Consider the following 13537-nt stretch of genomic DNA (forward strand, 5'->3'; position numbering starts at 1 on the left):
TAAAAGGTTTGCGTGGGCGAGTTCTTTTAACCTCAATTCGTTTTTTCCAGCTCAAAATTGTATTTTTATCAATTTCAAATTGTGTCGATACCGCTCGTATGGAATATCCTTCCTCAAGCTTCGCTATCACTTTTCGTCTAAAATGTTCTGAATAACTCATTTTTAAATTGTCTTATATTTTTGATTGTTTGACTATATTACTTTGTGGAGTTTATCTGATCATCAGTGTTATTTTAGGAAATTTTATCGCAAAATATTATTCTAATCCACTCAACCAGAAGATAAGAAAGCGTTTTTTAATTTAAAAGAAAGTTTGTTAAGTCGAAGATCTTTGTCCTCGACTTAAGTAATTAGACCGTATTTAAAGAAAATTTAAATTTTCATTATTAAACTTATTGAGCATATCGTTTTTCAAAGTTTTGTATTTTTATACAGTAATTTGTACTTATTTTAGCTACCTTTATGGGAAAAACTAAACACCTTGTGTATATTTTGTTTTTTGTGTAGGAATGAGTTCAGGCTGTGAAATAATGCGATCGACACTTTCAATTGCCTTAAAAGTCGCGGAGCATTCCACATTGCGGCACTGATAGTAGATTTCTTTCATAGTATCAGTAATATATCGGCTTGTTCTAGTGTGTGCGGCGTGTTTACAAACAGGGCATTTCATCATTTTATTATCTCACTTCATCATAGTTATGGTTAAACAGCTTGTTATAAACTTATATGTATATCGTTTATGCATTCAACAATAAACAAAATGTTTACTTGTGGCAAGCCTTTTGTTTATTTTTATTTGTTTACTTATGTGTGTGAATCAGGAATAATATTAACAAAGCATAACAAACCTATAGTTGAGTAAGAGAAAAAATGCATCCTTCTTTAGCGCGATTACTTCAAGTAAGTGGTCAATTAAGTCAGGAAGAGCTTGCAAAAAGAATTGGAGAGCTTCCACAAACGATTACAAACTGGAAAAGACGAGGAGTGTCGAAACCTGGTGCGTTAAAAGGTGCTGCAACTTTTGGAGTCTCTGCCAATTGGATTTTAAATGGTGGAGAAACACAAGGAAAAGTTGACGTTGTACAAGTAAAAGGGTGGGACTCAACCACACCTGTTGATGATGATGAGGTCGAAATTCCATTTTATAAAGATGTGCTGGTTTCTTGTGGTCATGGTACTTTTTCAGAAATTGTTGGTCATGAAACAAGGAAATTACGTTTAAGTAAATCTACACTTCGTAGATATGGGGTGTCTGAGTGCAATGCATATGCGTTGACGGCTTTTGGCGACTCAATGTCACCGATTATTAATAGTGGTGCTATTGTATATGTTGATGTCGGGCGTACAAATATTACAGATGGTAAGATTTACGCGATTAGTCATGGCGGTCTGTTTAAATTCAAATTTCTTTACCGTATGCCTAAGGGAGGTGTACGTATAGTCAGTGCAAATAAAGAGGAGTATCCAGAAGAGTCACTTACAGCTGAAGAAATTATGGACCAAGAATTTTGCGTCGTTGCTTATGCATTTAACGTTCAAAACCCATTGCCATAGTGTGTTTTTTATCACATATTTTTATTAAATGTTCGATTATTGTTCATTTAAATTTTATGGGAAGTTTACAATAATTTCCCATGTTAGAATTATTTTTTTTAAATTCCATTTTAAGTGATTGAATTTTATTCATAAAATAAAAACCAATGCTATATCTTCTCTATTTTGCTGATATTTATCCAACATTTACGAAATATTAAAATAATATATAATTTAATTACTTTATTTTTATTTTATTTTTGGGGAATGTTTTTATGGCAATTCAGTTACATGTACTTAGTGAAGATATCAATGGATTCGTTGCCGCTTCGCTTGTAGATAGTGAAAGTGGCTTAGCACTTGCTACCGAAGGAATGGGAATTGACTTAGATATTGCCTCGGCGGGAAATACAGAAATTCTTTTAGCTAAACGTAATACCATGCAAAATTTGGGAATTGATGATGATGTTGAAGATATCCTCATTACGTTAAGTCATCAGTATCACTTAATTCGCCCTTTAAAAAATAATCCAGCACTTTTTTTGTATGTTGTTCTTGATCAGAATAAAGCAAATTTGGCAATGGCGAGACATATGCTAAAGAATTTTGAAAATAATCTCGATTTTTCTTAATTCAAATAAAGATCAAATCGGATAGGGGATCCGATTTGATCTTTTGCTTATTATTTAAGTTTAATGTTTTGTAGTGTTGTAAATAAATACTGTTGATCTGATTTTGTAAGATGATTAAATTTCACGTCGTGCATAAAACGTCTTGAATTGCATATGCTCTTATCTTTTGTTTTTAAAGAAACTGCAATTTGTTTCATCATTTCAACGGTTAAATTAGAAATGTGTACACGTACAGCATCTAGGCTTTGTGGGTTGAGCTGAATATTAGGTTGAGATAGCCAGTCGGCAATATAACGGTACTGTATTGCCTTCGCAACATTCATTTGTGCAATAACAAAAGGTTTTACACTGTCGGCATCCAATCCTTCCTGATCTGCAATACTTAATGTTCTTTCTAAAACTTTTTGTTCTTGTTCAAGAACCTCTACAGGTTGATGTGTGAGGTATTTATTTGCTGCCACATCTGGCATAAATGATAACCTTTGATTCATTAAATTAAATAAATTGTTATTTGATGCTGAAAAGGCATGAACCGATATAAAAAAAGAACATAGAAGAAAAAATATTTTACGCATTTTGACGTGCTCAATATGAAAAGAAAGCAATATATCAAAATATTATTTTGAATTGTGTCACATATTTATTTAATTTTTTGATTTTTAATGCATATTGATAAGGCAGTGCGATGTCTGCCTTATCATTCTTTTAAAATTTAGTGAAAACGGCTTAAATCTTCTTCTGGACGTGGTGTTAAAATTTCAACACCTGTATCTGTAACGAGAAGTGTATGTTCATATTGTGCAGATAACTTATGATCTTTTGTGACGACAGTCCATTTATCGCCTAAAGTTTTAGTCTGCCAGACACCTGCATTCACCATAGGTTCAATTGTAAATGTCATTCCAGCCTCAAGACGCATCCCTGTATTTTTCTGGCCATAATGAAGAATTTGAGGTTCATCGTGGAACGTCGTTCCAATACCATGCCCACAATACTCTCGAACAACGCTAAATCGTTCAGATTCTACATATTTTTGAATAACCGCACCAATATCACCTACGTATGTACCTGGTTTAACCACTTCAATACCACGATAGAGTGCTTCTTGAGCAACTTTACATAATCGATTTGCTAAAATTGAAGTTTCACCACCCACGACATACATCATGTTGGTATCTCCGTGGTAACCATCTTTGATCACTGTTACGTCAATATTTAAAATATCACCATTTTTTAATTTTTTATTTTCAGATGGTATTCCATGACAAACAACATGATTGACTGAAGTACAAATAGAGTGTTGGAATGCTGCACGTCCAGGCGCTGCGCCATATCCCAAGCATGCTGGAATTGCATCTTGTACTTTAACTATGTAGTCGTGACAAATTTGGTCTAATTCAAGTGTGCTTACTCCAGCTTTGATATGAGGTTTAATCATATCCAGCACCTCAGCTGCTAAACGTCCCGCCACACGCATTTTCTCAATTTCATCTGGTGTTTTGATGAGTCGACGTGGAGCTTCGTAAGTACTATTCATGATCTCTAAAAACTTTTGGTAATTTGTGTATGACTATGGTATAAATACGCACCCGTTTTATCAAATGCTTTTCGTGAATAAATTCATTTAGCGAAAGTAATTGTAAAAGCGTAAGACAAAAATCCGCACATATGTCGACACATTACTCTGGGTGCCCAAAGTTGGGTGGAGAATGAGGACGTATGGAGGCCTAACCCAAATTAAAGGTATTAAAATGGCAGATTATAACGTAGGTATGCGCGACCTTCTTCAAGCAGGCGCACACTTCGGTCACCAAACACGTTTCTGGAACCCAAAAATGCGCCAATACATTTTTGGTGCACGTAACAAAATTCATATCATTAACCTTGAGCATACAGTTCCTGCGTTAAATGATGCTTTGAACTATGCAAACCAATTGGCGAGCAAAAAGAACAAAGTTTTATTTGTGGGTACAAAACGCGCTGCTGCAAGCATCATCCGTGAACAAGCTCAACGTGCTGGTCAACCATATGTAGATCACCGTTGGCTAGGTGGTATGTTGACGAACTGGAAAACACTTCGCCAATCTATCAGTCGTTTAAAAGATCTTCAAGTTCAATCACAAGACGGTACTTTTGCTAAGCTTACTAAGCGCGAAGCATTAGAACGTACACGTGAAATGGAAAAACTTGAGCGTGCTTTAGGCGGCGTGAAAAACATGGGTGGTTTACCTGACGCATTATTTGTAATTGACGTTGATCACGAAGCAATTGCAATTAAAGAAGCTAAAAACCTTGGTATTCCTGTAATTGGTATCGTTGATACAAACTCTAACCCAGATAATGTTGATTACATTATTCCTGGTAACGATGATGCGATCCGTGCAGTAACACTTTATGCTTCAGCAATGGCTGATGCGATTATTGCTGGTAAAGAATACGCGCAAACTCAAGCGAATGCTCAAGCTAAAAACGAAGAAGCAAAAGAAGCTGCTTCAGAGGCTTAATGCGTTTTGACGCAAGCTTGTCATTTTTGCGACATGTAATAGTGGCAAATTAAACGTCGAGAAAAAGCAAACGGCCCATTATCCTTGGGCCGTTTTTCTTCAAAGATTTATTTTCTACCTTATTTAGGAGAATAACATGACTGCAATTACTGCAAGCATGGTAAAAGAATTACGTGACCGTACTGGTCTTGCAATGATGGAATGTAAAAAAGCTTTAACAGAAGCGAATGGTGATATCGAAGTTGCGATTGATAACCTTCGTAAATCTGGTCAAGCAAAAGCTGCTAAAAAAGCAGGTAATATTGCGGCTGACGGTGCAATTACAATTCTTCAAAATGGTAACAAAGCTGTATTGGTTGAAGTAAACTCTCAAACAGACTTCGTTGCAAAAGATGAAAACTTTGCAAAATTCTCTAATCAAGTTGCAGAAGTTATTTTAGCAACTGGTGAGACTGATCCTGCAAAATTGGCTGAAGCGAAGTTTGATGAAACTCAAACTGTTGAAGAAGCACGTATTGCATTGGTTCAAAAAATTGGTGAAAACATCCAAATTCGTCGTGCAAAAATTGTTGAAGGCGAAAATCTTGCTGTTTACAAGCACGGTCTAAAAATTGGTGTTGTTGTTTCTTATACTGGTGATGTAGATACAGGTAAAGGTCTAGCAATGCACATTGCTGCATTTAATCCTGTTGCTGTAAATGCAGAATCTGTTCCTGCTGAGCTTGTTGCAAAAGAGAAAGAAATTGCTGAAGCTAAAGCAATTGAATCTGGTAAGCCTGCAAATATCGTTGAAAAAATGGTAACTGGTTCAGTTGAGAAATATCTGAATGAAGTTACACTTGAGCGTCAAATGTACGTAATTGACAACGATAAGAAAGTTGCTGATGTACTTAAGTCGACAGGTACAACTGTTACAGAATTCGTTCGCTTTGAAGTAGGTGAAGGAATTGAGAAAAAAGCAGAATTAAGCTTCGCTGAAGAAGTTGCTGCTGCTCAAGCAGGCGCTAAATAATCTAGCCCTGTGAAAAAAGCCCCTTTTAGGGGCTTTTTTTGTATTTAAGGCAAATTTGATGGAATCTTAAAATGAATAATAAGAACATAATTATATTTATTGTTGGAATATTAGTTGCGATTTTTGCATACAAGGCATTTCAAAATAAACATCGGGCAGAGCCCTATTCTAATATTACGTATCAGTCACCTCAAAAACAGGCTATACAATCTAATCACGCAATTCAAAGCGCGTATCAAAACCGTCAGAGTAATATAGTTGTTCAGGGAGAAGGCATCGTAAGAAAAATTTTACCAACTGACCAACAAGGTATACGACACCAAAAATTCATTTTAGGAATAGGAAATATAACAGTTTTGGTGGCACATAACATTGATCTTGCGCTAGAAGTTCAAAATTTAAGTGTGGGGAGTATTGTTCAGTTTAAGGGTGAATATGAATATAATGATAAAGGAGGGGTTCTTCATTGGACGCATAAAGATCCTCGTCATAAGCATGAAGATGGTTGGTTAAAATTTGCAGGAAAGCTATATCAATAATTCTAAGTAAAATAAAAGCCACAATAATGTGGCTTACGTTGTCAAATAGAGGAGATGATTCTTCTAGTATTTTTTTTATTTTATGAGTCTGGTCCATCTACACGTTCGATACTTACTTTAGCCGTACCTTCATTTGTAAGGCCTATACGTTTTGCTGCACCGTACGAAAGATCTAAAACACGATTTCCATGGAAAGGGCCTCTATCATTTACTTTTACTACAACACTGCGACCATTATCTTTATTAGTCACACGGATATAACAGTTCAGTGGAAGACTACGGTGAGCGGCAGTGAGTGCATTCATATCGAATGTTTCACCATTTGCAGTTTTTCTACCATGGAACTGTCTTCCGTACCATGAGGCAATACCCGTTTGTGTAAAGCGACGTACGGTATTTGACGCAACTGTATTTAAGCGATCAATCATAGATGGCTCATCTTTAGGTACAGTTACTTTAGAAGCTAATGTTTGATTACGAATTCTATCTTCTGAATTTGGAAAATTATTAAAAGATGGAACATAGCGATTTGAGTCATTATCGCGATTAACGACACGTGCTGCTAAGTTACTACCTTCATTGTCATTGGTATTAAATGACGATTGAACTAAATCTGCTTGAGTTTGTGACAGTACTAACCCGAAGGTCACTGCCACGAGGGCTTTCACATGGAAGCGCATGAATAATCTCCTAGAAGAGTTTTATTTCTCAATAAATAAAAAATAACTTATTGAAAAATAATAACATCTGTCTATAAATAGACTTCTGCTACTGTATTTGACGTAGCATGAATCATATGCGTGATATATAGACAGTGTCTACCTAAGAGCGGAGTACAGTTACAAAAAGGCTGAATACGCATGTGCTTTAGTTGTTTTTTTAACCAATTTTGTAAAAAAATATTTCAAAACTGGTTGAATTTATACTAAAAGGTTAATTTTGGACTTCTTCACCCAGTTGCCAAACTGCAGTCGCATACATGCGACTTCTGTTATAGGTCGTAATAACTTGGAAATTAGGATATGTAATATAATAAATTGGTCCATTCTCTCCTTGAAGCTGTATTAAGTTTACAAGTTCGAAATCATCAATTTTTATTAATGGGTCTAGTGGTGTAACGCCTTGCTCTTTTAATAGTCCAAATGGAACAGGCTTATTTAAATCTTGTGATATTACTGTTTCAGGCGTTGTGCCAGTATATCTTGCTGCAAAACCAATCGGTCTATCTTTTTGCCAACCTTGTTTAGCTAAATAATTTGCAATTGATGCAATCGCATCTGGTGCAGAGTTGCGTAGATCAACATGACCATTACCATCATAGTCAATGCCATATTTTGCAATATTACTTGGCATAAATTGGGGATAGCCTACGGCTCCAGCATATGAGCCTGTAATAGACTCGATGGGGTCGCCATCTTTATATGTCCACGCAATGAGTGCTGCGAGTTCATCGCTAAAGTATTCCGCACGCCTTGGATAGCCAAAAGCAAGTGTTGCTAGAGCATCACGTGTGCTAATAGAACCTTTATTGCTACCATAACCAGTTTCAACTCCAAGTATGCCCAAAATAACGGCTTGTGGTACGCCAAACTGCTGTTCAGCTTGCTGTAACACGGCAGAATATTGATTCTTAAACTGTATACCTTTTTGAATGGTATATGGTGTCAGAAACATACTCTGATATTGATACCAAGGTTTACTTTCTCCAGGGCGTTGCATAATGTTGAGAATATTTGGTTTCGATTTTGCACCTGCCATGGCTTGATCGATCTGACCAGACGTTAAGCCATACTTTTGCATGGCATTTTGTTTGAACGCATCGTAGTTCGGAGCACTCACAAAGTCATTTGCCTGACAAGATGAAACACAGATGAATGCTGTACTCAAAATGGTAATGTACTGACCAATTTTATTTAATTTTTTTAGCCACATAAGAAGTCCAATATATTTATCGATGTGTATGTATAGACATTACAATTCCGAAGGTCGTCATGAGTGTGATGATTGCTGTCCCACCATAGCTCATAAAAGGTAGAGGTACGCCTACTACTGGTAAAATACCACTAACCATTCCAGCATTCACAAATACATATACAAAAAATGACAAACCATAGGTGCTTGCAAGTAATCTGCCATAGTTATGAAAAGAATTCATACCAATTTGGAATGTTCTACAAATAATCGCAAAATAAAGTAAAATGAGTAGGGTAACCCCAATGAGGCCAAACTCTTCTGAATATGCAGCGATAACAAAGTCCGTATGTCCTTCAGGTAAAAAATGTAGATGAGATTGAGTACCTTGTAAAAAACCCTTTCCAGAAAACCCACCTGATCCGATTGCTGTTTTGGATTGAATAATATTCCAACCAGTACCCAAAGCATCTGCTTCTGGATTTAAGAGAGTAAGAACTCGCTGTTTTTGATAATCATGTAAAAGAAACTCCCAAGCAATAGGAATAACAATGCCTGCAGCAGCGACTGCGGCGACAATTAACTTCCAAGATAGACCACTTAGAAATAATACAAATATTCCACTACCAAGTACGAGAAGCGATGTGCCTAAATCTGGTTGTTCAGCAATAAGAATGAACGGTACAAAAATTAAAATAAGGGTAATAAATACACTTTTAAAACTTGGAGGTAATGGGTAGCGTGTTAAAAACCAAGCTGCCATCATAGGCATACCAATTTTCATAAACTCGCTGGGTTGAACACTGCCTATACCTGGAACATCAAGCCATCTTTGTGCACCCAAACGAATTTCACCCACTGCTTTGACAGCACCTAAACAAATGATGCCAAAAATATAAAAATAGGGGGAAAAGGTTTGAAATACTTTAGGTGGGATTTGTGCGATTGCAATCATAACCACAAAACCGATACTGAAACTGATTGCTTGTTTGGTAACAAGTCCAGTGTCTTGTGCCGATGCACTATATAGCACAACCAGTCCTAAAATGGCGCAAAGAAATAAAAATAAAAAGAGCCATGGATCAACATGAATTTTTTGCCAACGAGATGGTTTCATGGCTGTGCTGAGGCCATCACGGGGAGCTTGTCGTAAGAATTTATATTGTGAGCTTGGTGGCATGATATTGTCTTAATAGATGATGGTCAGCAGGGCTGAATGCTAACATATTCAAGATATTTCTTATCTAGCGAATACAAAAAAATAGTATATTCGACTCAGGGTTCATTAAAGAACAATTTGTCATGATGACTGGCTATAATTTTTAATTCTTCTTTATTTAATCTAGGAATAATTTTATCAATAGCGATATGAACTGCTTTTCTAATGGCAGTGCATCCCATATCTGCTATCTTTTTCTTAATCATACCTAAGTCTAAAGTTTGATAAAAATCATGCATATAATATCGAATGGTTTCATCTGCAAATAGCTTATAGTGTTCTGATAAAAGTATGAGGTCTACTTTTTTACCTTGTTGAAGCTGGTTGAAGTTTTCTTTAAGATTAATTGTAATGTGTGATTCTAAATGTTGGCCTACGTGGTAAACATTGTCTTTCTTAAATAAGCTTTTTTTAGAAAACTGAATGGATTGCTGAACAGTTTTATTGGGCGCTTTTCCAAGGAGCTGTTTCAGAAGGGTCGCTACACTCGATTCAATAAATTGAGCAAGTTTTTCCGCAGTCTCTCTTTTTTCGCTTTGAGGGAAGTCGGCAATAACACGTGTGAGTAATACTTGAATAATTTCTTGATTTATAAGTAGCGCAATTTCATCTCGAAGGGGATAAAGCGCTTCGCTATGATTTTTTTTTTGAATAATTTCTTGGATTTTTATCAGTAAATGTTCAGACGGAACAAAACCAAAGTGTGCCATAAATATCTCACTATGTTAGGCATATCGCATTTGTATTTTAGAGTATGTTACATCTTTATCAAAGGCTGTGATGTACTTTATAGTACATCACAATAGTTTTTTTATTGTCTCGAAAGACGAAATGGTTTTTCAGGTTTCCAAGACAAATCAGAAACACGACAAGGATTAATATCTAAACCACCTCTACGCGTGTAGGCAGCATAAACCATCAGTTTCTTAGGTCGTAACGTTTGCCAAATTTCAGCAAACATTTGTTCTACACATTGTTCATGAAAGCCATTGTGCTGTCTGAATGAAATAATATATGCCAAGATACTCTCTTTAGATATTTTTTTGCCTTCATACCGAATAAAGACAGTTCCCCAATCCGGTTGTCCAGTTACAGGGCAATTGCTACGTAATAAGTTAGAGTAGAGTAACTCTTCAGTTTCTTCTTCAGTTTCTTTATCGAACTCAAGAAGTGTCGCGTCTGGTTCTGAAGACATTTTATTGGGAGAAAATTGATCTAAGCATATACCTTGAGGTTGATCTACCATAAGGCTATTTGCATCAAGTAACTCAAGTTTAACTGATGCTTGTGCTGCATGTGAAAGATCTGTTTCTACAGTATCTATAAGATTCTTTTGATCTGCAAAACATGTAAAATTTAAACTATTAAAATATAACTTTAGAGATTTAGACTCAATTAAAAATTTTGAGTTTGCTGGAATGCTTAGACGACCAATTGCAACTTGAGGAATGTGCTGGGTGTTGAGCCATGAAAGTTCAAAAATATGCCACCAGTCAGTACCTTGTGCAATATCGGAGATAGATGCATAAGCTATACGTGATGGTTCACGTGGAATTGGAAATAAGATATCTGGTTGATATTGTGTTGGATACTGGGTTTCTTTGCCCAGTAAAGATTGTTCGACACTCATTCACGTATTCCTGAACCACGAGATAATAAATAGTAAGCAAATGCATAAAAAACTGCGCAGAATAGTGTAATGACAATTAGTGAGGTTGTCACGTTTACATCACTATGTCCTAAAATGCCGTAACGAAAAGCATTAACCATATATACGATTGGATTAATCAGAGATAACTTTTGCCAAAAAGGGCTTAAAGTACTAATGGCATAAAATACACCACCTAAATAAGTGAGAGGTGTAAGTACAAATGTAGGTACAATTGAAATATCATCAAATGAACGCGCATAAACTGCGTTAATAAAACCTGCAATTGAAAATAAAAGGCTTGTAATAATAACGGTATAAATAGTAATGAACATATTGTGAATTTCTAGATGGGTGAAAAATAAACTCACGAGCGTGACAATAAAGCCCACTAATACACCACGACAAATTCCACCAATTACATATCCCCAAAGCACAAGAGAGAGGGGAACTGGACTTGTAATTAATTCTTCAATACTTTTTTGAAATTTTGCGCTAAAAAAGCTTGAGCAAACATTTGAGTAACTATTCGTAATCACTGACATCATAATGAGACCAGGAACGATAAACTGCATGTAACTAAAGCCACCCATGTCACCAATTCTAGAGCCTACTAGATTGCCAAAAATGACAAAATACAAGCTCATAGTAATTGCTGGTGGAAGTAGGGTTTGTGGCCATATGCGCATAAAACGACGGACTTCTTTTGTAATGAGTGTCCATAACGCAATATTGAGCTGACTCATATTCATGAAGAAGCTCCTTGTAAGTTTTTTTCTACCATTTTAACAAAAAGTTCTTCGAGTCGATTTGATTTATTTCTCATACTTCTAACTTGAATACCTAAAACTTCAAAAAGCTGGAAAAGCTCGTTGATTGCATGCGCTTTATCCATAGTAACCTCTAGAGTAATAGGATCAACTAAGTTAAATTGCATACCGATAATATCTAATGAAATTGGTTCTATCGGCTGTTCTAGATCAAAAATAAAAGTTTCTTCATTCAATTGACCTAAGAAGCTTTTCATAGAGGTATCTTCTTTAATTACGCCATGGTCAATAATTGCAATTCGCCTGCAAAGCATTTCTGCTTCTTCTAGATAGTGAGTCGTCAGAATAATAGCTGTACCGTTATCATTCATTTCACTCAGAAAATCCCACATAGAGCGGCGTAACTCAATATCTACACCTGCTGTAGGCTCATCTAAAATGAGTAGTTTAGGTTCATGCATCATGGCACGGGCTATCATGAGTCGACGTTTCATACCACCCGAGAGCATACGTGCTTGAGTATTTCGTTTAGACCATAATCCTAGTTTTTCAAGGTAGTGTTCTGCGCGGTTTTCCGCTATTTTTTTGGGAATACCGTAATAACCTGCCTGAGTAACTAAAATATCGAACGTCTTTTCAAAGTGTCCAAAATTAAATTCCTGAGGAACTACACCTAAGCATTGTTTTGCATTGGATGGGTGACGGTCTAGGTCATGACCAAAGATTTCTATTTTTCCTGATGTTTTTTTTGTCAGTGAACTAATGATGCCTATAGTTGTCGATTTTCCTGCGCCATTTGGACCTAAAAGCGCATAAAATTCACCTTCAGGTACGTTCAAATTGACACCTTTGAGTGCTTGAAAACCATTTTTATAAGTTTTCGACAACTCGTGAAGCATTAAAGCATCAGTCATGAAGTTCTCACGTATAGTTAGATAGATATATTGTGATGGATTCTTTTCAAGAAACCAAGTGGTCATCTTGTAATTCAGCTTCCTAATCATGGGACGCTTAAATGATAAGCATAAAAATTTCACTTTCAGGGATTAGGCTTTATTTTATTGTGTTTTTTGCTATGATGTGCTGAAAATAAGTCATGCGCCTATAGCTTAACTGGATAGAGTACAGGTTTCCGAAGCCTGTGGAGTGGGTTCGAGTCCCGCTGGGCGTACCAGTACAACGAATAAAATCAATAACTTGTATGATGTTTGGCGTAAAGGCTAAAAAAACCTATGCTCAAAAAAATAAACCTCGCTAAATTTTGCAAAGTCTACTATCTAACTATTTAGAAATCGTTTCTAAATTTCATCTTCTGTCTTTTGGTGGGGAAAGTCCACTTAAACAAATCAGATGACTCTTAAAATAAGCCAAAGAATAATCCCTTTGACCAGACAGATCAAGGGAATTGACGCTCAAGCCTATATTGTTAGCTTTGAAGGATTATAGAAAAGAAAAGGCATACAAATAAAAAAAACCTAATGATGACCAAAGTAGAATAAGAAATAAAAATGGTGACTTTGGGATTTGTTCTAGAGAATTTCATTACTAAATTATTAGAGCAACACAAGATACTATAGTCAAACAATCTAATTACTCATACAAAAATGAAAAAACATCTGAAAGAGTCGATCAATACAATCCTCTTGCCATTCTTTTCTCTTTTTCTTAATCCATGCCCAAGTCTTTTCAATAGAATTCAAATCAGGGCTATAAGGCGGTAACCATAAAATCTGATGCCCATGATGTTCTAGTAACTCCTGTGTGTCTGC

17 protein-coding genes and 1 tRNA gene are annotated in these 13537 nt (G+C 36.0%); 6 read left to right on the plus strand and 12 right to left on the minus strand.

The genetic code is table 11. From position 1 onward, the window contains the following. Nucleotides 1-160, minus strand: a 160-nt coding sequence (locus tag I2F23_RS12575) for a helix-turn-helix domain-containing protein (protein ID WP_213014676.1), incomplete at its 3' end; no start/stop codon positions are given. Between the two features lie 312 nt (nt 161-472). Further along, entirely contained in the window at nt 473-673 is a 201-nt protein-coding gene (locus I2F23_RS12580; protein WP_195772934.1) for an ogr/Delta-like zinc finger family protein, read from the minus strand. 197 nt (nt 674-870) lie between these two features. Between I2F23_RS12580 and I2F23_RS12585 the strand changes: the two genes are divergently transcribed. Together I2F23_RS12585 and I2F23_RS12590 are read left to right on the plus strand one after the other, a co-directional pair. Continuing rightward, a complete protein-coding gene (locus I2F23_RS12585) occupies nt 871-1554 on the plus strand; it encodes a helix-turn-helix transcriptional regulator (RefSeq protein WP_195772935.1) in 684 nt (227 codons plus the stop codon). A gap of 254 nt (nt 1555-1808) precedes the next feature. Next, nucleotides 1809-2165: a roadblock/LC7 domain-containing protein gene (locus tag I2F23_RS12590; RefSeq protein WP_195772936.1), complete on the plus strand. Its 357-nt coding sequence runs from the start codon at nt 1809-1811 to the stop codon at nt 2163-2165. Between the two features lie 50 nt (nt 2166-2215). On the opposite strand, the gene I2F23_RS12595 is transcribed toward I2F23_RS12590, so the two are convergent. Together I2F23_RS12595 and map are read right to left on the minus strand one after the other, a co-directional pair. Next, nucleotides 2216-2770, minus strand: coding sequence for a chorismate mutase (locus I2F23_RS12595; RefSeq protein ID WP_266096406.1), 555 nt, complete (start codon nt 2768-2770; stop codon nt 2216-2218). Nucleotides 2771-2877: 107 nt separating this feature from the next. After that, a complete protein-coding gene (gene map, locus I2F23_RS12600) occupies nt 2878-3702 on the minus strand; it encodes a type I methionyl aminopeptidase (RefSeq protein ID WP_195772938.1) in 825 nt (274 codons plus the stop codon). Nucleotides 3703-3916: 214 nt separating this feature from the next. On the opposite strand from map, the gene rpsB reads away from it, so the two are divergent. From rpsB to I2F23_RS12615, 3 genes are all read left to right on the plus strand, one after another. After that, nucleotides 3917-4669, plus strand: coding sequence for a 30S ribosomal protein S2 (gene rpsB / locus I2F23_RS12605; RefSeq protein WP_195772948.1), 753 nt, complete (start codon nt 3917-3919; stop codon nt 4667-4669). A gap of 136 nt (nt 4670-4805) precedes the next feature. Continuing rightward, nucleotides 4806-5681 carry a translation elongation factor Ts gene (gene tsf, locus I2F23_RS12610; RefSeq protein ID WP_195772939.1) on the plus strand — a complete coding sequence of 292 codons (876 nt, stop codon included), beginning with the start codon at nt 4806-4808 and terminating at the stop codon, nt 5679-5681. Between the two features lie 71 nt (nt 5682-5752). Beyond that, nucleotides 5753-6220, plus strand: coding sequence for a DUF3465 domain-containing protein (locus I2F23_RS12615; protein WP_195772940.1), 468 nt, complete (start codon nt 5753-5755; stop codon nt 6218-6220). Between the two features lie 80 nt (nt 6221-6300). Here I2F23_RS12615 and I2F23_RS12620 read toward each other — a convergent pair whose 3' ends face one another. From I2F23_RS12620 to I2F23_RS12650, 7 genes are all read right to left on the minus strand, one after another. Next, nucleotides 6301-6900, minus strand: a complete 600-nt coding sequence (locus tag I2F23_RS12620; RefSeq protein WP_195772941.1) for a septal ring lytic transglycosylase RlpA family protein — start codon at nt 6898-6900, stop codon at nt 6301-6303. Between the two features lie 253 nt (nt 6901-7153). Then, nucleotides 7154-8152 carry a lytic murein transglycosylase B gene (mltB, locus tag I2F23_RS12625; RefSeq protein ID WP_195772942.1) on the minus strand — a complete coding sequence of 333 codons (999 nt, stop codon included), beginning with the start codon at nt 8150-8152 and terminating at the stop codon, nt 7154-7156. Nucleotides 8153-8168: 16 nt separating this feature from the next. Continuing rightward, complete coding sequence (rodA, locus tag I2F23_RS12630; protein ID WP_195772943.1) at nt 8169-9311, minus strand: rod shape-determining protein RodA; 1143 nt, start codon at nt 9309-9311, stop codon at nt 8169-8171. Nucleotides 9312-9406: 95 nt separating this feature from the next. Then, a complete protein-coding gene (locus I2F23_RS12635; RefSeq protein WP_195772944.1) occupies nt 9407-10060 on the minus strand; it encodes a hypothetical protein in 654 nt (217 codons plus the stop codon). Between the two features lie 101 nt (nt 10061-10161). Continuing rightward, a complete protein-coding gene (gene queF, locus I2F23_RS12640; RefSeq protein ID WP_195772945.1) occupies nt 10162-10980 on the minus strand; it encodes an NADPH-dependent 7-cyano-7-deazaguanine reductase QueF in 819 nt (272 codons plus the stop codon). Further along, nucleotides 10977-11750: an ABC transporter permease gene (locus I2F23_RS12645; RefSeq protein WP_195772946.1), complete on the minus strand. Its 774-nt coding sequence runs from the start codon at nt 11748-11750 to the stop codon at nt 10977-10979. The genes queF and I2F23_RS12645 overlap by 4 nt, the downstream gene beginning before the upstream one ends. Continuing rightward, on the minus strand, nt 11747-12682 hold the full coding sequence (locus I2F23_RS12650) for an ABC transporter ATP-binding protein (RefSeq protein WP_195772947.1): 936 nt from the start codon (nt 12680-12682) through the stop codon (nt 11747-11749). The genes I2F23_RS12645 and I2F23_RS12650 overlap by 4 nt, the downstream gene beginning before the upstream one ends. Nucleotides 12683-12866: 184 nt before the next feature. On the opposite strand from I2F23_RS12650, the gene I2F23_RS12655 reads away from it, so the two are divergent. Further along, a tRNA-Arg gene (locus I2F23_RS12655) sits at nt 12867-12942 on the plus strand. 412 nt (nt 12943-13354) lie between these two features. Here I2F23_RS12655 and I2F23_RS12660 read toward each other — a convergent pair. After that, nucleotides 13355-13537 (minus strand): transposase (locus tag I2F23_RS12660; RefSeq protein WP_195772328.1); only part of this gene is annotated, 183 nt, incomplete at its 5' end.

The sequence above is a fragment of the Acinetobacter pollinis genome (assembly GCF_015627175.1).
GTDB lineage: Bacteria > Pseudomonadota > Gammaproteobacteria > Pseudomonadales > Moraxellaceae > Acinetobacter > Acinetobacter pollinis.

Excerpts from the sequence above, each read along its gene's own strand:
- rodA (WP_195772943.1), bottom strand. The coding sequence starts at position 9,311 with ATGCCACCAAGCTCACAATATAAATTCTTACGACAAGCTCCCCGTGAT.
- I2F23_RS12590 (WP_195772936.1), top strand. The coding sequence starts at position 1,809 with ATGGCAATTCAGTTACATGTACTTAGTGAAGATATCAATGGATTCGTT.
- I2F23_RS12585 (WP_195772935.1), top strand. The coding sequence starts at position 871 with ATGCATCCTTCTTTAGCGCGATTACTTCAAGTAAGTGGTCAATTAAGT.
- I2F23_RS12580 (WP_195772934.1), bottom strand. The coding sequence starts at position 673 with ATGATGAAATGCCCTGTTTGTAAACACGCCGCACACACTAGAACAAGC.
- mltB (WP_195772942.1), bottom strand. The coding sequence starts at position 8,152 with ATGTGGCTAAAAAAATTAAATAAAATTGGTCAGTACATTACCATTTTG.
- tsf (WP_195772939.1), top strand. The coding sequence starts at position 4,806 with ATGACTGCAATTACTGCAAGCATGGTAAAAGAATTACGTGACCGTACT.
- map (WP_195772938.1), bottom strand. The coding sequence starts at position 3,702 with ATGAATAGTACTTACGAAGCTCCACGTCGACTCATCAAAACACCAGAT.
- I2F23_RS12620 (WP_195772941.1), bottom strand. The coding sequence starts at position 6,900 with ATGCGCTTCCATGTGAAAGCCCTCGTGGCAGTGACCTTCGGGTTAGTA.
- I2F23_RS12615 (WP_195772940.1), top strand. The coding sequence starts at position 5,753 with ATGAATAATAAGAACATAATTATATTTATTGTTGGAATATTAGTTGCG.
- I2F23_RS12645 (WP_195772946.1), bottom strand. The coding sequence starts at position 11,750 with ATGAATATGAGTCAGCTCAATATTGCGTTATGGACACTCATTACAAAA.
- I2F23_RS12650 (WP_195772947.1), bottom strand. The coding sequence starts at position 12,682 with ATGACTGATGCTTTAATGCTTCACGAGTTGTCGAAAACTTATAAAAAT.
- queF (WP_195772945.1), bottom strand. The coding sequence starts at position 10,980 with ATGAGTGTCGAACAATCTTTACTGGGCAAAGAAACCCAGTATCCAACA.
- I2F23_RS12635 (WP_195772944.1), bottom strand. The coding sequence starts at position 10,060 with ATGGCACACTTTGGTTTTGTTCCGTCTGAACATTTACTGATAAAAATC.
- rpsB (WP_195772948.1), top strand. The coding sequence starts at position 3,917 with ATGGCAGATTATAACGTAGGTATGCGCGACCTTCTTCAAGCAGGCGCA.